Raw genomic sequence first — 18,265 nt, forward strand, 5'->3', positions numbered from 1 at the left:
CGAACACGGAAGTTAAGCTTTTCAGCGCCGATGGTAGTAGGGGGCTTCCCCCTGTGAGAGTAGGTCGTCGCCGGGCAATTGTTTGAAGTACTCATTCTTTGATGAGTGCTTTTTTATTTATTATTGAATTAATTGGTGAAGATAGGTTTGAAAATGATGATTTAGTGAACATATTTAGTAAGTAGGTTTTTTACATAGGGGGAATGGATATGGGCGAGGCTGTTGGTATGATTTTGACTATCTTTGTTATTAATATATTATACGTGTCGTTGAATACGATTCGGTTGTTAATGACGATGAAGGGATATCGCTATCGTGCTGCTATTGTGAGCGTATTTGAAATTGTGGTGTATATTGTAGCGCTTGGGATGGTAATGAGTAACTTGAATGATATTGCAAATATTGCCGCGTATGCACTTGGTTTTGGTGTTGGTATTGTTGTGGGTATGAAAATTGAGGAGAGGCTTGCGCTTGGTTATATTACGGTGAACGTGATTACGAAAGATTATAACTTGGATTTAGCGAATCAGATTAGAAATGCTGGATATGGTGTGACTAGTTGGCTTGCAAGTGGGCGTGATGGGGAGCGGATGATGCTTGAGATATTGACGCCGCGCAAAAATGAGAATAAATTATACCAGCGTATTATCGCAATTGATGATAAAGCTTTTATTGTTTCTTCGGAGCCAAAGCAAATTTATGGCGGATTCTGGGTGAAACAAGTGCGTGGTGGTGTTAAGAAAAAGTGACTTTCTTCTGGAAGTTGCTTTTTCTTTGGCTGAAATTTGTTTTAAACACGAACATTAATCAATGTATGGATTATATCGTTCGATTTTATGGTTGACTTTGTTGGTGGCTATTGTTAGAATGAACAGGTAGGAATAAATGAAATGATGAGGAGTGGGACGTTCGATGTCTGCACAAATTGGTGTCATTATGGGAAGTACTTCTGATTGGGAAACGATGAGAAAAGCGTGCGAAATATTGGACGAGTTGGAGATAGCTTACGAGAAAAAGGTTGTTTCGGCGCATCGTACCCCGGATTTAATGTTTACATATGCAGAAACTGCGAGAAGTCGTGGTATTAAAGTGATTATTGCGGGTGCTGGAGGTGCTGCTCATTTGCCAGGAATGGTGGCTGCGAAAACAACTTTGCCAGTTATTGGTGTCCCGGTGAAGTCTAAAGCGTTAAATGGACTGGATTCATTATTATCGATTGTTCAGATGCCTGGTGGTGTCCCGGTCGCTACTGTCGCAATAGGTGAGGCGGGTGCGGTAAATGCTGGATTGCTTGCTGCACAAATTTTATCGGTAGAAAATGAGGTAATTGCTAGCCGTTTGGAAAATAGACGTGATACACTAGAAGAAAATGTACTAGAAAGTAGTGATTCTCTTGAGTAAAACGTATTTATTACCAAACAGCACGATCGGAATTATTGGCGGTGGTCAATTAGGTAGAATGATGGCTTTGGCTGCTAAGGAAATGGGTTATAAGGTTATTGTATTAGATCCTACGGTGGATGCTCCTTGTGCGCAAGTCGCTGATGAGCAAATTGTAGCAAATTATACGGATTTAAATGCTTTGAAGGAATTGGCAGAGAAAAGTGATGTCGTGACATATGAGTTTGAAAATGTAGATAATGACGCGCTTCATTCGATTGAAAATAGTGTTAGAATTCCGCAAGGTTCGGAGTTGTTGTCGATTACGCAAGACCGAATTTTGGAAAAGGCGTATTTGGAGTCGCTTAATATTAACTTGGCGCCGTATGCGGTTATTGTGGATCGGGATGATATTGAACAGCATATTAATAGTCTTGGGTATCCAGCGGTTCTTAAAACGACGCAGGGTGGCTATGATGGTAAGGGTCAGTATGTAATTCAGAGTGAAGAGGATATTGATAAGGCTGTGGAGTTGTTGCGCTTTGGGACGTGTGTTCTGGAGGCCTGGATCCCGTTTGAGCGCGAGGTTTCGGTGATTGTTGCTAGAAACTCGGAAGGGCAAATTGAGACTTTCCCTGTGGCTGAAAATGATCATAAAAACAATATTTTACACACGACGGTTGTGCCGGCAGCGCTTGATGAGGAGTCGATTCATGAGGCGGAAGCTATTGCTGTGAAGTTGGCGGAATATCTTCATTTGGAGGGTGTTCTGGCAGTGGAAATGTTTGTGACGGGTTCTGGGGCGATTTATGTGAACGAGTTGGCACCTAGACCGCATAATTCAGGGCATTATACGATAGAAGCTTGTAATATTTCGCAGTTTACGCAACATATTCGGGCAATTGCGGGCTTGCCGCTACTGAAACCGGAGTTATTGCGTCCTGCGATGATGGTCAATATTTTAGGGCAACATGTGGATGGTGTCAATGAGGTTTTAGCGGAGCATCCGGATTGGTTTGTTCATTATTATGGGAAACAAGAGGCGAAGATTGATCGCAAAATGGGCCACATTACGGTGCTTAGTGATAATCCGCTTGTGGAAGTTGAAAAAATGCGCGCGACGCAAATTTGGAGATAATTGGGGGATTTGAGAAACGATGATTGAGAGATATACGAGAGAAGAGATGGGCAATATTTGGACGGAGCAAAATCGTTTTCAGGCGTGGCTGGAGGTTGAGATTCTAGCTTGTGAGGCTTGGGCGGAGCTTGGTGAGATTCCGAAAGAGGATGTAGCGAAGATTCGTGAGAACGCGACGTTTGATGTGGCGCGTATTCAGGAGATTGAGTTAGAGACGCGTCATGATGTTGTGGCGTTTACGCGAAGTGTATCGGAATCGCTTGGTGAGGAACGCAAGTGGGTGCATTACGGTTTGACGTCGACGGATGTTGTGGACACGGCTAACTCGTATATTTTGAAGCAGGCAAATGAGATTTTACGTGCGGATTTGGAACGCTTTATTGAAATTTTGGCGAATAAGGCGAAGGAATATAAACATACGGTTTGTATGGGGCGGACGCATGGTGTGCACGCGGAACCGACGACGTTTGGCTTGAAGTTGGCGCTTTGGCATGAGGAAATGAAGCGCAATTTGGAACGGTTTAATCGTGCGGCTGACGGTGTGGAATTTGGAAAAATTTCGGGAGCTGTTGGGACATATGCGAACATTGATCCGTTTGTGGAGGAATATGTTTGTGAAAAGTTAGGTACGACGCCAGCTCCGATTTCGACGCAGACGTTGCAACGGGATCGTCATGCGGATTATATGGCGACGCTTGCTTTGATTGCGACTTCTGTGGAGAAATTTGCCGTGGAAGTGCGTGCTTTGCAAAAAAGTGAGGTCCGCGAAGTGGAGGAATTTTTCGCGAAGGGGCAAAAAGGGTCTTCAGCGATGCCGCATAAGCGCAATCCGATTGGCTCGGAGAATGTGACGGGGCTCGCTCGTGTGATTCGTGGGCATATGGTGACGGCGTATGAGAATGTGCCGCTTTGGCATGAACGTGATATTTCGCATTCGTCAGCGGAGCGTATTATTTTGCCGGACGCGACAATTTTGCTTGATTATATTTTGAATCGTTTTGGTAATATCGTGAAGAATTTGACGGTCTTCCCTGAAAATATGAAACGTAATATGGACCGTACGTTAGGGCTGATTTATTCGCAACGTGTGTTGTTGACGTTGATTGATAAAGGAATGGCTCGTGAGGAAGCGTATGATACGGTGCAACCTAAGGCGATGGAAGCTTGGGAGACGCAAGTACCGTTTAGAACACTTGTTGAGGCGGAGCCTAAGATTACGGATCGTCTTTCTAAAGAGGAAATTGATGACTGCTTTGATTATAATTATCATTTAAAACAAGTAGATATGATTTTTAACCGCTTAGGGCTGTAAGGAAGGCATCATGAAAAACTATGGAGAATTGGCTAGCTTCATGGTTTTTCATGCTTGATTTCAATCAAAAAGGAGACGATCAAATCGTGGCAAATTTATTGTATGAGGGCAAGGCGAAACGGTTGTTTAGTACGGAGCAGGACGGCGTGTTGCGCGTGGCTTATAAAGACGATGCGACAGCGCTGAATGGTGAGCGTAAGGAGAGTTTTGCGAGTAAGGGGCGTTTGAATAATGAAATAACGTCGCGGATTTTTACTTATCTGAATGATGCGGGAATTAAGAGTCATTTTGTGGAGCAGATTTCGGATACGGAGCAGTTGGTGCGTTCTGTGGAAATTATTCCGCTGGAAGTTGTGGTTCGGAATGTGATTGCGGGAAGTCTTGCGAAACGTCTTGGGGTTCCTGAGGGTACGCCGACAAAGCAGCCGATTGTGGAGTTTTATTATAAGGAAGATGCGTTAAATGATCCGTTTATTAATGATGCGCATGTGCTTTATTTGGAAGCGGCGACTGAGGATGAGATTGCGATTTTGAAGGCGTCTGCGCTTGCTGTGAATGATGCTTTAAAAGAAATGTTTGCGAAAATGAATATTACGTTGATTGATTTCAAGTTGGAATTTGGGCGTGATAAGGACGGTAACATTTTGCTTGCGGATGAGATTTCGCCTGATACGTGCCGATTATGGGATCGGGATACGAATGCGAAGCTGGATAAGGATGTCTTTCGTCGGAATATTGGCAATTTAACTGCAGTTTATGAAGAAGTTTTGAAAAGATTAAAGGAGGTTGTTTGAATGTATAATGTGAAGGTGTTTGTGACGTTGAAGAAAAGTGTGCTTGATCCTCAAGGGGCTGCGGTGATGGGATCGCTGAAAAGCTTGAATTATGGTGAGGTTGAGGACGTGCGTATCGGAAAATACATGGAGCTTCAAGTGGCAAAATCGGATCGTGACATTCACGCGGTCTTAGACGAGATGTGCGATAAGTTATTGACAAACCCAGTGATGGAAGATTATCGCTATGAAATCGAGGAGGCGTAAGGATGAAATTTGCAGTCATTCAATTTCCTGGTTCGAATTGTGATTTAGATATGTTGCACGCGATTCGCGATGTGCTTGGTGAGGAAGCGGAATATGTGTGGCATGCGGAGAATTCTTTGGAAGGATTTGATGCGGTGCTTCTTCCTGGGGGCTTCTCGTATGGAGATTATTTGCGGACGGGAGCTATTGCGAAATTTGCGAATATTATGCCTGAGGTTGTGCGATTTGCGGAGAGCGGGAAACCGGTGCTTGGTGTTTGTAATGGTTTTCAGATTTTGGCGGAGAGCGGCTTGCTTCCAGGAGCTTTGATTCGGAATACGAATTTGCATTTTGTTTGTAAGACAGTCGGTTTGCGTGTGGAAAATGCGGAGACGATGTTTACTTCGGAATATGTGGCAAATCAGGAGATTCAGATTCCTGTGGCGCACGGGGAAGGAAATTATTACTGTGATGAGGCGACGCTTGCGGAGTTGCGGGATAATGGACAGATTGTGTTTACGTATGCGACGGAAAACCCAAATGGGAGTATTGCAAATATTGCTGGGATTACGAATAAGGCTGGTAATGTGCTCGGCATGATGCCACATCCAGAGCGTGCTGTGGAGGATGTTGTTGGCGGAACGGCTGGGCTTGGCGTTTTTAAATCGATGTTGAAGGCTTGGAAGGAGGAACAAGTGCATGCTTAATGTGAATCAGGAACCATCCGCGGAGCAAATTAAGGAGCAGAAAATTTACGAAACAATGGGGCTTAGTGACAGTGAGTACGAACTTGTTTGCGATATTTTAAAAAGAAAGCCGAACTATACGGAGACGGGTTTGTTTTCAGTGATGTGGTCGGAACATTGTAGTTATAAAAATTCCAAACCAGTATTGCGCAAGTTCCCGACGGAAGGTCCGCAGGTGTTGCAAGGTCCTGGTGAGGGTGCTGGTATCGTGGATATTGGTGATGGGCTTGGTGTCGCGTTTAAAGTAGAAAGTCATAATCATCCGTCTTACGTGGAACCGTATCAAGGGGCTGCGACGGGTGTTGGTGGCATTATCCGTGATGTGTTCTCGATGGGCGCGCGTCCGATTGCGATGCTGAATTCGCTTCGTTTTGGCGAGATTGACAATCCGCATACGAAATATTTAGTGAATGAAGTCGTGGCGGGGATTGCTGGATATGGAAACTCGATTGGGATTCCAACGGTCGGCGGCGAAGTGCAGTTTGATCCGTGTTATGCGAAAAATCCGCTAGTCAACGCGATGTGTGTTGGTTTAATTGCAAAAGAGGATATTCAAAAAGGCCAGGCGGTCGGTGTTGGGAATCCGGTAATGTATGTCGGTGCAAAAACTGGACGCGACGGGATTCACGGGGCTACTTTTGCTTCGGTGGAATTTAGTGAAGAAGGCGAACAGCAACGTTCTGCCGTACAAGTCGGTGACCCTTTTATGGAGAAATTATTGCTTGAGGCTTGTCTTGATTTGATTCGTGACCATTCGGATATTTTGATTGGTATTCAGGATATGGGAGCGGCGGGTCTAGTAAGCTCAAGTTCGGAAATGGCTTCTAAAGCTGGTTCTGGTTTGGAATTGATTATGGATGATGTGCCGCAACGGGAAACGCATATGTCGGCATACGAAATGTTGCTTTCAGAATCGCAAGAGCGGATGTTGCTTTGTGTGAAAAAAGGACATGAAGATGAGATTAAGGCATTGTTTGAGCGTTACGGTTTAGAGGCTGTGACGATCGGAACAGTAACGGATGACAAGATGTATAAAATTGTGCATCATGGTGAAGTGGTGGCTAATGTGCCAGTTGATGCGCTTGCTGAGGATGCGCCAGTGTATCATAAACCATCAGCAGAACCACAGAGATATCGCGATTTTCAAGCGGAAGAGGCGTTTGTGCCTGTTGTGACGGATGCTGTGGCGACTTGGAAAGCATTGCTGAAACAGCCAACGATCGCTAGTAAACGCCATATTTATGAGCAGTTTGATTATCAAGTACGGACGAACACGGCGGTGACTCCTGGTTCGGATGCGGCGGTTTTACGTGTTCGTGGGACGAATAAGGCGATTGCAATGACAACAGACTGTAACTCGCGTTATTTATACCTTGATCCGGAAAAAGGTGGCCAAATCGCGGTGGCAGAGGCAGCACGGAATATCGTGTGTTCTGGTGCGAAACCGCTGGCAATTACGGATGGTCTGAATTTTGGTAATCCGGAAAAACCAGAAATTTTCTGGGAGATTGAAAAAGCGGCAGATGGGATTAGTGCGGCTTGTCTAGAGCTTGATACGCCAGTCATTTCGGGGAATGTTTCGATGTATAATGAAACGGATGGAGAAGGTATTTATCCTACGCCAGTCATCGGAATGGTCGGACTTGTGGAAGACGTGGCGCATATTACAACGCAAGGTTTTAAAGCGGCTGGTGATGTAATCTATTTGATTGGCGACACGAAAGCAGAATTTAGTGGTTCTGAACTGCAAAAAATACAACAAGGTAAAATTAGCGGACGGGCGCCAGAACTTGATTTGCAAGTTGAAAAACGCTACCAACAGTTCTTGTTAGCAGCAATTCGTGAAGGTCTCGTTGCTTCTGCACATGATTTAGCAGAAGGTGGGCTGGCTGTTGCTTTGGCAGAATCTTGTTTTGCGAATGGACTGGGCGCGACGGTTGCTGTTCCTTTTGCAAGTGAGTTGTTGTTTAGTGAGTCGCAATCGCGTTTCTTAGTTTCTGTGAAGGCAGAGAACGTTGTGGCTTTTGAAGAATTATTTGAATTTGAGAAATTGACACGTTTAGGTGAAGTTAGCGAATCAGGAGAAATCATTGTTAAGGCCAAGGATACAGAAATTACAACCGAACTTAGTGAACTAAAACAAGTTTGGGAAGGGGCTATTCCATGTCTACTGAAATAAAAGGTTTGAACGAGGAATGTGGGATTTTTGGTATTTGGAATCATCCGAGTGCGGCGCAGATTACGTATTATGGTTTGCATAGTTTGCAACATCGCGGTCAAGAAGGCGCGGGAATCGTGTCGACAGATGGTGTGACGCTAAAAGGACATCGGAATTTAGGTTTGCTTGCAGATGTATTTAAGCACGGCGAATTAGATGATTTGGTCGGCAAGTCGGCGATTGGTCATGTTCGATATGCGACGGCTGGTGGCAAGAGTTTAAGCAACGTACAGCCATTTTTATTCCACTTTCAAAATTCGAGTCTGGCGCTGGCGCATAATGGGAATTTGATTAATGCGAAGACGCTACGCAATGAGCTAGAAGAAGAAGGCGCGATTTTTCAAACGAGTTCGGATACGGAAGTTTTGGCGCATTTGTTGAAGCGTAGCCGTACGGGTTCGCTTTTGGAGGATTTGAAGGTGGCGTTAAACCAGGTCAAGGGTGGTTTTGCGTACATGTTGTTGACGGAAAATGAGTTGATTGCAGCGCTTGATCCGAATGGTTTCCGCCCGCTTTCGATTGGTAAAATTGGTGACGCGTATGTTGTTGCTTCGGAGACGTGTGCGTTTGATACGGTTGGCGCGGAGTTTGTGCGTGATGTGGAGCCGGGTGAGCTGATTATTATTAATGATGAGGGTTTGCATATTGAAAAATTCACGGAAGATGTGAAGCATTCGATTTGTAGTATGGAATATGTGTATTTTGCACGTCCCGATTCGAATATCGCGGGAATTAATGTCCATTCGGCGCGAAAACGGATGGGGAAACGCTTGGCGCAGGAGGCCTTTGTTGAGGCGGATGTTGTGACGGGGGTTCCTGATTCGAGTATTTCAGCTGCGATTGGTTACGCGGAAGAAACGGGTATTCCGTATGAGCTTGGTTTGATTAAGAATCGTTATGTGGCGCGGACGTTTATTCAGCCATCGCAGGAATTGCGAGAGCAAGGTGTGAAAATGAAGCTCTCAGCGGTGCGCGGTGTTGTGGAAGGTAAACGGGTTGTGATGATTGATGATTCGATTGTGCGCGGGACGACGAGCCGCCGAATTGTGCAGTTATTGCGCGAGGCTGGGGCTGCGGAAGTGCATGTTCGGATTGCTTCGCCACCACTTGCTTTCCCGTGTTTTTACGGGATTGATATTCAGACGCGAAATGAGTTGATTGCAGCGAATTATTCGGTGGATGAAATTTGCCATATTATTGGCGCGGATTCATTGACGTATTTGTCGGAGGATGGACTTGTGGAAGCGGTTGGTCGGCCTTATCCGAATGAGCCTTATGGTGGGCTTTGTATGGCGTATTTTAACGGGGATTACCCGACGGAATTATTTGATTATGAGCAGGAATATTTGGCGAGTTTAGAAGCCAAGTCACGTTGAGAGGGGAATTTTGCAAATGGCAGAGAATGCGTATAGTAAGGCTGGCGTTGATGTTGAGGCGGGCTATGAGGTTGTGGAACGAATTCAAAAACATGTGGCTCGCACGAAGCGTAACGGCGTGATGGGTGCAATTGGTTCTTTTGGTGGCATGTTTGATCTGAGTGGTCTTGGTTTGCGGGAGCCTGTGCTTGTTTCGGGAACGGACGGCGTTGGGACGAAGTTATTACTTGCGATTCAAGCGGATAAGCATGACACGATTGGCGTGGACTGTGTGGCGATGTGTGTCAACGATATTCTGGCGCAAGGTGCCGAGCCGCTCTTTTTCCTAGATTATATTGCGACGGGCAAAACGGTGCCACAGAAGATGGAGCAAATCGTGAAGGGTGTTGCGGACGGCTGTGAGCTTGCGGGATGCGCACTTGTTGGCGGTGAGACTGCTGAGATGCCGGACATGTATGGTGTGGATGATTATGATTTGGCCGGCTTTACGGTTGGGGCGGTTGAGAAGGCGGACGTGATTACTGGTGAGAAGGTGGCGGCTGGTGATGTGTTGATCGGCTTGCCTTCGAGCGGGATTCACAGCAATGGCTATTCATTGGTACGCAAAATTTTCTTTAAGCAGCATGATTTTGCGTTGGACGCGGTTTTGCCGGAACTTGGGGGCAAGACGCTGGCTGAGGAATTGCTTACGCCGACGCGGATTTATGTGAAGCCTGTTTTAGAGGTATTGAAAAATGTGACGGTGCACGGGATTTCGCATGTGACGGGTGGCGGGTTTATTGAAAACCTACCTCGTGTTTTGCCGGACGACTTAGCGGTGTCGATTACGCGTGGCGCGTGGCCTAGTTTGCCGATTTTTGATGCGCTGAAGCAGTACGGTGAGCTGGATGCGGATGAAATGTACGGTATTTTCAACATGGGCATCGGCATGGTACTCGTTGTTGCGGCAGAAGACGCAGAGAAAACGCTGGACATTTTGAAAAAACAAGGCGAACAGCCATACCAAATCGGACAAGTTATTCCAAAACAAGAAGCTGCGCAAGTCATCTTTACGGGAGGCGAATGACCAATGAAAATCGCCATTTTTGCTTCAGGGTCAGGAACTAATTTTCAGGCATTAATTGACGATGCAACGATTCGGGATTCCGTGGCGTTGCTCGTCTGCGATAAGCCGGGAGCGCGTGTTTTAGAACGGGCGGAAGCCGCTGGGGTACCAGTCTTTGTTTTTTCACCAAAGACATTTGCGGATAAAGCTGCTTTTGAGCAAGAAATTGTGACGAAATTGCAGGAAACAGGGGTAGAATTTCTTGTTTTAGCTGGATATATGCGATTAATTGGTCCAACTTTACTGAGCGCGTATGAAAACAAGATTATTAATTTGCACCCGTCCTTATTACCTGCCTTTCCTGGAAAAGATGCTATCGGCCAAGCTTTTGCGGCAGACATTTCGAGAACTGGTGTCACAGCACATTTTGTTGATGCTGGCATGGACACAGGACCGATTATTAAGCAGCAAGCGATTTCGATTTCGGAGGCAGATACAATCGATTCACTCACAGCAAAGATACATAAAGTGGAACATCAATTTTATCCAGAAGTTGTAAAAGAATTATTGGGGGGACAAGCATGAAAAGAGCGTTAATTAGTGTGTCAGACAAAACAGGTGTTGTAGATTTTGCGAAATCATTAGTGGGGCTTGGTTTTGAGATTATTTCGACAGGTGGAACGAAGAAGGCGCTTGAGGACAATCAAGTACCGGTGATTGGTATTGAAGAAGTGACCGATTTTCCTGAAATGCTGGATGGTCGTGTTAAAACGCTACATCCCGCGATTCATGGCGGTTTACTTGCTCGTCGTGATGATCCTGCGCATATGCAAGCGATCGAAGCGCACAACATTGCCAAAATCGATTTGGTTTGCGTGAACTTATATCCATTCCAAGAAACGATTGCTAAACCTGATGTGAAGCTAGGTGACGCGATTGAAAACATCGATATCGGTGGTCCTTCGATGCTTCGTTCTGCTGCCAAAAATTACGCGGCGGTAACGGTTGTTGTCGATAGCGCAGACTATGCCCCTGTTTTGGTGGAACTAGAAGGCCATGGCGCGGTAACTTTTGAAACCAATCAGCGCTTAGCGGCGAAAGTTTTCCGACACACGGCAGCTTACGACGCACTCATCGCCGGCTATTTAACGGATATTGTCCAAGAAGAATTCCCTGAAAAAATAACATTGACTTACAATAAAAAACAAGATTTACGCTATGGTGAAAATCCACATCAAAAAGCAGCTTTCTACACAGAACCGCTTGGCACAGTAGCTTCTATTAGTGAAGCGAAACAATTACACGGGAAAGAACTTTCTTATAATAATATTCGCGATACAGACGCAGCATTGCGCATCGCCGCAGAATTTACAGAACCCGTTGCAGTAGCTGTGAAACACATGAATCCATGCGGCGTCGGTGTTGGCTCGACGCCAGAAGAAGCTTATTTGAAAGCATATGAAGCTGATGAAACATCGATATTTGGCGGGATTGTTGCCATTAATCGTGAAGTAGATGCAGCAACTGCTACGCACATGAGTCAAATTTTCCTAGAAATCATTATTGCGCCAAGTTTTTCAGAAGAAGCATTCGCGATTTTGTCTCAAAAGAAAAACATTCGTTTACTCACAGTTCCATTTGCGAAACCAGCTGCGGCGCTTGAAAAAACGTCTGTTCTTGGCGGCTTGTTACTACAAGAAAGTGATGCAGTAACCGAAGAAGTCGCAACATATGAAGTTGTCACCGAAGCGCAGCCAACGGACCTCGAATGGAAAGCTCTAATTGCCCAGTGGAAAGTAGTGAAACACGTGAAATCCAATGCGATTGTGGTCGGTAATGATAAACAAACGCTTGGTATTGGTGCAGGACAAATGAATCGAATTGGCTCAGCCTTGATTGCATTAAATCAAGCAGGCGAGAAAGCACAAGGCGCAGTTTTAGCATCCGATGCCTTTTTCCCAATGGACGATACTGTGGAAGCAGCGGCTAAAGCTGGTGTTAAAGCGATTATCCAACCAGGCGGATCGATCAAAGACAAAGATTCTATCGCGATGGCCAACAAATATGGCATTGCTATGGTTATCACACACGTTCGCCACTTCAAACATTAAAGGAGCGATAAATAATGAAAATTTTAGTTGTCGGCGGCGGCGGTCGCGAACATGCCATCAGCCAAAAATTGCTCGAAAGCCCAAACGTAGAAACCGTATTTTGCGCACCAGGAAACGATGGTATGCGTCAAGATAATGTGGAAGTAACACCAATTCCCGAAAACGATACTGCGGCACTTATCCAATTTGCTAAAGAAAAAGCAATCGATTGGGCAATCGTCGGTCCAGAAGTACCGCTACTTGCAGGGCTAGTGGATGCGTTCGAAGCAGCAGGAATCAAAGCGTTCGGTCCAACACAAAAAGCCGCCTTAATCGAGGGCAGCAAAGACTTCGCGAAACAATTCATGAAAAAATATCATATTCCAACAGCTGATTCAGAAACGTTCACGGACTACGATGCCGCATACAATTACTTACAACAAAAAGGCGTACCAATCGTCATCAAAGCAGACGGTTTGGCGGCAGGAAAAGGCGTTGTTGTCGCTCTAGAAATGGAAGAAGCCGTTCTCGCTCTAAAAGACATGATACAAGACAACAAATTCGGCGAGGCATCAACAAAAGTAGTCATGGAAGATTTTCTAGACGGCGAAGAATTCTCATTAATGGCATTCGTTCGCGGTGAAAAAGTGTACCCAATGGCAATTGCTCAAGATCACAAACGCGCATATGAAGGCGATAAAGGACCAAATACAGGCGGCATGGGCGCTTATTCTCCAGTACCACATATCCCACAAGCCATCGTAGACGAAGCCATCCAAAAAATTCTCCTTCCAGCCGCAAAAGGAATGGTAGCAGAAGACCGTTCTTTCTCTGGAATCTTGTATGCCGGACTTATCGTAACAGCACAAGGCCCAAAAGTAATCGAGTTCAACGCACGTTTCGGTGATCCGGAAACACAAGTCGTTTTACCACGTCTAAAATCCGATTTTGCATTGCTTATTGATGCGCTACTAAACGATACCGAACCCACAATCGAATGGGAAACAGAAGGCGTGACGCTTGGTGTAGTCCTAGCTAGCGCTGGTTATCCAGAAGCTTACGACAAAGGAAATGAAATTACTGGGCTAAAAGACGTCCAATCAAAAGTATTCCATGCCGGCACAAAACAAGATAAATCCGGCGCATTTCTTTCCAATGGTGGGCGCGTCTTACTCGTATCGGAAACAGCAAATTCCATGCAGGAAGCGCAAGAAAAAGTATACAAAGAGATGAAGAAACTTGATAATCCAAATTTCTTTTATCGTATCGATATTGGAACAAAAGCAGTGAAATAAAGAAAGTGTGGTCCGCCTCCAAACGAGAGGTGGACCACACTTTTTATTATGTTAGAAAGCGCCGCCGCCAGAGCCACCGCCGCCTCCACCACTGGAACCGCCGCTGAATCCACCACCAGAACCACTGCTACTGGAAGAACTACTAGCAAGCGCTCCGCTGAATGAACTTTCAAAAGAAGATTGGAAGCTTTGCGCGAAGTCTGCGTTCATGTTGGCATGTGTCGAACCGCTAATCAAGGCGCCACCGTAGTAATAGTAGAGCAGACCAGAATGTTGCACGACTTCTTCTTGTGTAAAGTGAATCGATGCTGCCTTCAATACCTCTTTTGTCAAACCAAGCGAAATCGAATAGGAAAGGTAATGATCCCAAATCGCGATAGAACCAACATCCGCAATGTCCATATTGCCAACATCTTTAATATAGCGCCGGAACGCATGCCATTTCGCAAATTCTTCAGCACCTTCTTGGTTTTTGACTGGAAAAGCAGTCGCCCAGAAAATAAATAAAATCGCAAAGGCAAGAATTCCAACTAAACAAGCAAAAATCGAGAAAGTTTGGCTGTAAATGCTAAAGATGAGAATGACTAAGGCTATAACGATAAGCGTGATAGTAGTCCCAATCAAAGGTTTGCTAGCTTTAGAAGCCGTTGTTTTATCGAAATAATCATACGCCTTCATATCTTTTTTTACACCAGCTTGCCAACTCCGGAAAGAGCTTGAAAAGGCGGTTTTGTTTTTCTTTGCATAGGAATTAATTTCTTTCAATGTTACTTTTTCACCATCGCCAATTTTATCGATGAGCCAAGTCATTAGACGCTTCTCATGCTCTAAAAGTTTGATTGGAGAGGGAATAGGGATTTTTGAAATCGTGTAGGTTGCTTTTTTCTTGTTGCCTGAGACGTCTGGAAGTTCTTCGATTGTTAGTTGCCGTTTGCGCACTAAATCCATAATGGTAGCCACGATATCTGAAGCGCCCAATTTAGAGAAAATCAGTTTATTCATAACAGCAGGAGACATGTCGGTCGGGATGTCATGGAAATACTTATCTTTAAAGACGGTCGTTTTTTTCTTCGTATATTTCAGATGAACAATGCTAACCGTTACTAAAGAAAGCAATAACAATAACAAACCGCCACCATAAAAAATTGTTTTGGAAAGCGTTCGTTTAAAATTAGCTTGATCGGCGAGTTTTGCTTCTTGCGCTTCAATCGATGCTTTTTTGTCAACAGCTTGGATATTTTGATTTATTGCCACAATATTTGTTGGAAAAATGACGTGTGCTTCGACAAACTGCCCTGCCTTCACGTTATCAACATCTAATTTGACCGTTTGGTTATCATGTAAAGAAACATCACCATTAAGCGGACCGTGTGCCCATGCTTGAAGCTCGCCGTCTTGCGTTGCTTTCGGAAGGATAATCGAAATCGCCACGTGATCTAAATCTACTTGCCAGTTCATCCCGACAAGCTTACGATTGAATTCCGCGGTATCATTATAATTTATAATTGCATTCTTCAATGTGTACATATACGTAAATTCCTTTTTTGCCGTTTCAGTCGGTGAAAAAACGCGAATCTTCAAGGTATCGTCTACATAGTGAGATGTGAAAGTACCTGTTTGATCCGTTTTTGCAGACACATAAGGCACACCATCGACACTTACGCGTAGGTCCGTAATATCGGGAAGCCCTGCGGTATCAATGTCCATCGTTGCCCCATTAAAAGACCCATCAAAATCATAGGTAACTTTTTCAGTAATTCGTGCGGTGCCGTCTGGTTGTATTTTCACCGTGTTTTCATAGCTTGGTATCGTGAAGGAACGCTCTGCTGAAACAATACTATGAGGCAAAACAAGAAGGAAAAATAAAAGTGAGAAGAATAAGATAATTTTAGCTTTCATGCTGGAACCCCCTTTATATATAAAATAAGTATATCATATTTGCACACCTTCTTGTTGTGTTATTCACACTAGTACGTTAAAATGGTAAAGAAGAGTCTAATAGTAAAATGGAGGTATACGCATGCAAATAGAAAAATTGCGTGGTGAAGGTCTTGATACGTTTTTTAAAGGGATCTTAGCGCTGGAGAACTTAGAAGAATGTTACGCGTTCTTCGATGATGTATGCACAGTTAATGAAATCCAATCGATGTCTCAACGCTTCCAAGTAGCCAGAATGTTACATGAAGGCAAAACGTACAATGTTATCGAAGCGGAGACAGGAGCAAGTACAGCAACTATTTCGCGTGTAAAACGCTCGCTGAATTACGGCAATGATATGTACGAAGTTGTTTTTGATCGAATGAAAGATAAATAAGGTAGAAATAGAGGCATGTTGTTGTGTCTCTATTTTTTGTTGTAACTAAGGGCAAAGCGTATCAGAGCACTTCATGCCCTAATACGCGTTTTTAAAACGGTAAAACACCAATTGCCGACAAGAAAATCAGGATGATTGCGATTGGGGCAATGTATTTTAGCGATAAGAGCCAAATGAAGAAGGTCTTTTTGCCAAGATTACTGCTTTTGGTGAATTCGTCAAGAAGCAGTTTGCGCGGTAGTCGGAAGCCAACGAATAGTGCGGTAAGCAAAGCGCCTAAAGGTAAGATAATATTAGATGCTACATAATCAATCACTTCAAAAATAGTAAAGCCAAAAATGGTAAAGTTGCTCCACGAACCAAAGCTAAGCGCCGCGGGTATTGCGATAAGTAGTGCGATTCCGCCGATAACCCATGTGGCAAACGTGCGACTTCCAAGTCGTTTAACAAACGGGGCAACAGCTGTTTCTAGCAATGATAGGCTAGATGAAAACGTTGCAATGAAGAACAATACTAAGAAGACGACGAACGCAAAGGAGCCGAAAGATAACCGATTAAAAATCGACGGTAAAACTACAAAAAGAATACCAGAATCCGCATATGGTTCTACGCCAAATGAAAATAATGCTGGGAAAATTGCTACGGCAACGAGCATTGAAATAAGCACGTTGAGCAATGCAATGAAAGCCGAAACCTTCGGAATACTAATGTCATCATTCAAATAAGACCCATATGTTACCATCAATGAAATCCCGACGCTCATTGAGAAGAAGGATTGACCAAGAATGAGAATAATCGTCTTACTATTAATAGCAGAAAAATCTGGCTTTAAGAAATGTGCAAGACCTTCTACCGCATTCGAAAGTGTTAAACTTAGTATTGTTAAAAAAATCAAAAGAATGAAAAGAATTGGAACCGTGATTTTACTAATACGTTCAATCCCTTTGTTCACGCCTTGTAGCACAATAACAATATTGAGCAAGATAAAGATAGCGGCACCAGCAATCGCAGTAGCTGAATTCGCTGTTGTTAAACCGAATTGTAGCGCGAGCTGCCCTTCATCAATATGACTCACAGCCCCAGTCAATGCCTTAATAATATAAGCAATAATCCAGCCGCCGACAATGCTATAAATCGCTAACACCAAAATCGAACCCAACACACCTAATTTTCCGACCCAATTCCAATGTGTTTTTGGTGCAAGTACTTTATATGCACTAATCGCATCTCGCTGTGAAGCCCGTCCAACAATATATTCCCCAATCAAAATAGGTAATACAACGATGAACGTAATAAGTAGAAAAATGATGAAAAAAGAGCCGCCTCCAGCTTTTGAAGCAATATAAGGCATTTTCCAAATAGCTCCAATTCCAATAACAGCCCCGACCGAAGCAAGGGTAAATCCTAATTTTGAACCCCATTGTTCTCTATTAGTATCCATGAGTGACGTCCTTTCCAGTGAATTCGACCACATTTTAGTAATATCATAGCATAGAAAAATTAGGAATGCACCAACTTGAAACAAAGTTAAAGATTTTTATAAAAGGATATTGGAAGTGATGCGGTACGCCCATAAAAATGATATAATGAGAGGTAGCGTTCAAACTATGAGGAACAAATGACAAAAGACAGATTTGTTTTTAGTGATGGAGGGGCTTCTTTGCGACATTTATTTAAGTTAGATCCTGCGAAAACACTTCCCGATGGGGCGGGAGAACGATTGATTCGCTCAGGAACGGACGGTTTTATTATTGGCGGGACAGATGGCTTGAACTTAGAAGCAACGCGGCGCTTATTTCAGGAGTTTGCCAGCTTTGATTTGCCTGTTTTTGTAGAGGTGAGCGATGAAGCGATGGCAATGCCTGGTGCGAGCCAGTATTTGATTCCGATGGTGCTTAACTCGGCGAATGTGAACTGGCTACTTGGCGCGCATCACGAGATGGTGAAAAAGTACGGTGCGTTTATTCCGTGGCCGCATGTTTTGACAGAAGGATATTGTATTTTGAATCCAGATGCAAAAGCAGCACAGCTTTCTGAGGCAAAGACCGATTTAACGGCAGATGATGTAGCGGCTTATGCGAGTATAGCGGAGAACATGTTGCGGTTGCCGATTTTTTATGTGGAGTATAGCGGGTGTTTTGGCGATCCACGAATGGTTCAGGCAGCAAAGTCAGAATTGACCAATACGAAATTATGGTATGGTGGTGGAATTCGCACGGTAGAACAAGCACGGGAAATGGCAGCTATAGCAGATGTGATTGTTGTCGGAAATATTTTGTATGAAGATTTTGAGCAGGCGTTAGCAACGGCAAAAATTGATCGATAGTTTTAC

General features: G+C 44.3%; 17 protein-coding genes and 1 rRNA gene. 16 read left to right on the plus strand and 2 right to left on the minus strand.

The window, feature by feature from the left end:
- The 14 genes from rrf to purD all read left to right on the plus strand — a co-directional run.
- A 5S ribosomal RNA gene (gene rrf / locus EP57_RS16295) occupies positions 1 to 76 on the plus strand; the annotation flags it as partial.
- 133 nt (positions 77 to 209) lie between these two features.
- Positions 210 to 749: a DUF2179 domain-containing protein gene (locus EP57_RS01315; protein ID WP_036083471.1), complete on the plus strand. Its 540-nt coding sequence runs from the start codon at positions 210 to 212 to the stop codon at positions 747 to 749.
- A gap of 163 nt (positions 750 to 912) precedes the next feature.
- Positions 913 to 1,401 carry a 5-(carboxyamino)imidazole ribonucleotide mutase gene (gene purE / locus EP57_RS01320; RefSeq protein WP_036083473.1) on the plus strand — a complete coding sequence of 163 codons (489 nt, stop codon included), beginning with the start codon at positions 913 to 915 and terminating at the stop codon, positions 1,399 to 1,401.
- Positions 1,394 to 2,518, plus strand: coding sequence for a 5-(carboxyamino)imidazole ribonucleotide synthase (gene purK / locus EP57_RS01325; RefSeq protein WP_036083474.1), 1,125 nt, complete (start codon positions 1,394 to 1,396; stop codon positions 2,516 to 2,518). Before purE ends, purK begins: the two co-directional genes overlap by 8 nt.
- Before the next feature lie 19 nt (positions 2,519 to 2,537).
- Positions 2,538 to 3,830 carry an adenylosuccinate lyase gene (gene purB, locus EP57_RS01330; protein WP_036083476.1) on the plus strand — a complete coding sequence of 431 codons (1,293 nt, stop codon included), beginning with the start codon at positions 2,538 to 2,540 and terminating at the stop codon, positions 3,828 to 3,830.
- 50 nt (positions 3,831 to 3,880) lie between these two features.
- Positions 3,881 to 4,624, plus strand: coding sequence for a phosphoribosylaminoimidazolesuccinocarboxamide synthase (gene purC, locus EP57_RS01335; RefSeq protein WP_052167476.1), 744 nt, complete (start codon positions 3,881 to 3,883; stop codon positions 4,622 to 4,624).
- Complete coding sequence (gene purS, locus EP57_RS01340; protein ID WP_036083479.1) at positions 4,625 to 4,870, plus strand: phosphoribosylformylglycinamidine synthase subunit PurS; 246 nt, start codon at positions 4,625 to 4,627, stop codon at positions 4,868 to 4,870.
- 2 nt (positions 4,871 to 4,872) lie between these two features.
- The gene (gene purQ / locus EP57_RS01345) at positions 4,873 to 5,556 is read left to right on the plus strand and encodes a phosphoribosylformylglycinamidine synthase subunit PurQ (protein ID WP_036083481.1); all 684 of its coding nucleotides are present in this window, start codon (positions 4,873 to 4,875) and stop codon (positions 5,554 to 5,556) included.
- Positions 5,549 to 7,774: a phosphoribosylformylglycinamidine synthase subunit PurL gene (gene purL, locus EP57_RS01350; protein ID WP_036083483.1), complete on the plus strand. Its 2,226-nt coding sequence runs from the start codon at positions 5,549 to 5,551 to the stop codon at positions 7,772 to 7,774. Before purQ ends, purL begins: the two co-directional genes overlap by 8 nt.
- The gene (gene purF / locus EP57_RS01355) at positions 7,759 to 9,189 is read left to right on the plus strand and encodes an amidophosphoribosyltransferase (protein WP_036083485.1); all 1,431 of its coding nucleotides are present in this window, start codon (positions 7,759 to 7,761) and stop codon (positions 9,187 to 9,189) included. Before purL ends, purF begins: the two co-directional genes overlap by 16 nt.
- A gap of 16 nt (positions 9,190 to 9,205) precedes the next feature.
- Complete coding sequence (gene purM, locus EP57_RS01360) at positions 9,206 to 10,255, plus strand: phosphoribosylformylglycinamidine cyclo-ligase (protein WP_036083487.1); 1,050 nt, start codon at positions 9,206 to 9,208, stop codon at positions 10,253 to 10,255.
- A 3-nt stretch (positions 10,256 to 10,258) separates the two neighbouring features.
- Entirely contained in the window at positions 10,259 to 10,819 is a 561-nt protein-coding gene (gene purN / locus EP57_RS01365) for a phosphoribosylglycinamide formyltransferase (RefSeq protein WP_036083490.1), read from the plus strand.
- Positions 10,816 to 12,345: a bifunctional phosphoribosylaminoimidazolecarboxamide formyltransferase/IMP cyclohydrolase gene (purH, locus tag EP57_RS01370; RefSeq protein WP_036083492.1), complete on the plus strand. Its 1,530-nt coding sequence runs from the start codon at positions 10,816 to 10,818 to the stop codon at positions 12,343 to 12,345. The genes purN and purH overlap by 4 nt, the downstream gene beginning before the upstream one ends.
- A 14-nt stretch (positions 12,346 to 12,359) precedes the next feature.
- A complete protein-coding gene (gene purD, locus EP57_RS01375) occupies positions 12,360 to 13,619 on the plus strand; it encodes a phosphoribosylamine--glycine ligase (RefSeq protein ID WP_036083493.1) in 1,260 nt (419 codons plus the stop codon).
- A gap of 51 nt (positions 13,620 to 13,670) precedes the next feature.
- Here purD and EP57_RS01380 read toward each other — a convergent pair whose 3' ends face one another.
- On the minus strand, positions 13,671 to 15,518 hold the full coding sequence (locus EP57_RS01380; RefSeq protein ID WP_036083495.1) for a DUF2207 domain-containing protein: 1,848 nt from the start codon (positions 15,516 to 15,518) through the stop codon (positions 13,671 to 13,673).
- A gap of 121 nt (positions 15,519 to 15,639) precedes the next feature.
- Here EP57_RS01380 and EP57_RS01385 point away from each other — a divergent pair, with 121 nt between their 5' ends.
- Entirely contained in the window at positions 15,640 to 15,933 is a 294-nt protein-coding gene (locus EP57_RS01385) for a YerC/YecD family TrpR-related protein (RefSeq protein ID WP_036083496.1), read from the plus strand.
- 91 nt (positions 15,934 to 16,024) lie between these two features.
- Here the strand turns inward: EP57_RS01385 and EP57_RS01390 are convergent, their stop codons facing one another.
- The gene (locus EP57_RS01390; protein WP_036083497.1) at positions 16,025 to 17,374 is read right to left on the minus strand and encodes a sodium-dependent transporter; all 1,350 of its coding nucleotides are present in this window, start codon (positions 17,372 to 17,374) and stop codon (positions 16,025 to 16,027) included.
- 219 nt (positions 17,375 to 17,593) lie between these two features.
- On the opposite strand from EP57_RS01390, the gene pcrB reads away from it, so the two are divergent.
- Positions 17,594 to 18,259: a heptaprenylglyceryl phosphate synthase gene (pcrB, locus tag EP57_RS01395; RefSeq protein WP_036083649.1), complete on the plus strand. Its 666-nt coding sequence runs from the start codon at positions 17,594 to 17,596 to the stop codon at positions 18,257 to 18,259.
- Positions 18,260 to 18,265: the final 6 nt, after the last annotated feature.

This window comes from Listeria booriae, from assembly GCF_000766865.1.
GTDB lineage: Bacteria > Bacillota > Bacilli > Lactobacillales > Listeriaceae > Listeria_A > Listeria_A booriae.

What these genes read in the sequence shown, in the direction of transcription:
- EP57_RS01315 (WP_036083471.1), top strand. Translation starts at nt 210, where the DNA reads ATGGGCGAGGCTGTTGGTATGATTTTGACTATCTTTGTTATTAATATA.
- purE (WP_036083473.1), top strand. Translation starts at nt 913, where the DNA reads ATGTCTGCACAAATTGGTGTCATTATGGGAAGTACTTCTGATTGGGAA.
- purB (WP_036083476.1), top strand. Translation starts at nt 2,538, where the DNA reads ATGATTGAGAGATATACGAGAGAAGAGATGGGCAATATTTGGACGGAG.
- purC (WP_052167476.1), top strand. Translation starts at nt 3,881, where the DNA reads ATGCTTGATTTCAATCAAAAAGGAGACGATCAAATCGTGGCAAATTTA.
- purS (WP_036083479.1), top strand. Translation starts at nt 4,625, where the DNA reads ATGTATAATGTGAAGGTGTTTGTGACGTTGAAGAAAAGTGTGCTTGAT.
- purQ (WP_036083481.1), top strand. Translation starts at nt 4,873, where the DNA reads ATGAAATTTGCAGTCATTCAATTTCCTGGTTCGAATTGTGATTTAGAT.
- purL (WP_036083483.1), top strand. Translation starts at nt 5,549, where the DNA reads ATGCTTAATGTGAATCAGGAACCATCCGCGGAGCAAATTAAGGAGCAG.
- purF (WP_036083485.1), top strand. Translation starts at nt 7,759, where the DNA reads ATGTCTACTGAAATAAAAGGTTTGAACGAGGAATGTGGGATTTTTGGT.
- purM (WP_036083487.1), top strand. Translation starts at nt 9,206, where the DNA reads ATGGCAGAGAATGCGTATAGTAAGGCTGGCGTTGATGTTGAGGCGGGC.
- purN (WP_036083490.1), top strand. Translation starts at nt 10,259, where the DNA reads ATGAAAATCGCCATTTTTGCTTCAGGGTCAGGAACTAATTTTCAGGCA.
- purH (WP_036083492.1), top strand. Translation starts at nt 10,816, where the DNA reads ATGAAAAGAGCGTTAATTAGTGTGTCAGACAAAACAGGTGTTGTAGAT.
- purD (WP_036083493.1), top strand. Translation starts at nt 12,360, where the DNA reads ATGAAAATTTTAGTTGTCGGCGGCGGCGGTCGCGAACATGCCATCAGC.
- EP57_RS01380 (WP_036083495.1), bottom strand. Translation starts at nt 15,518, where the DNA reads ATGAAAGCTAAAATTATCTTATTCTTCTCACTTTTATTTTTCCTTCTT.
- EP57_RS01385 (WP_036083496.1), top strand. Translation starts at nt 15,640, where the DNA reads ATGCAAATAGAAAAATTGCGTGGTGAAGGTCTTGATACGTTTTTTAAA.
- EP57_RS01390 (WP_036083497.1), bottom strand. Translation starts at nt 17,374, where the DNA reads ATGGATACTAATAGAGAACAATGGGGTTCAAAATTAGGATTTACCCTT.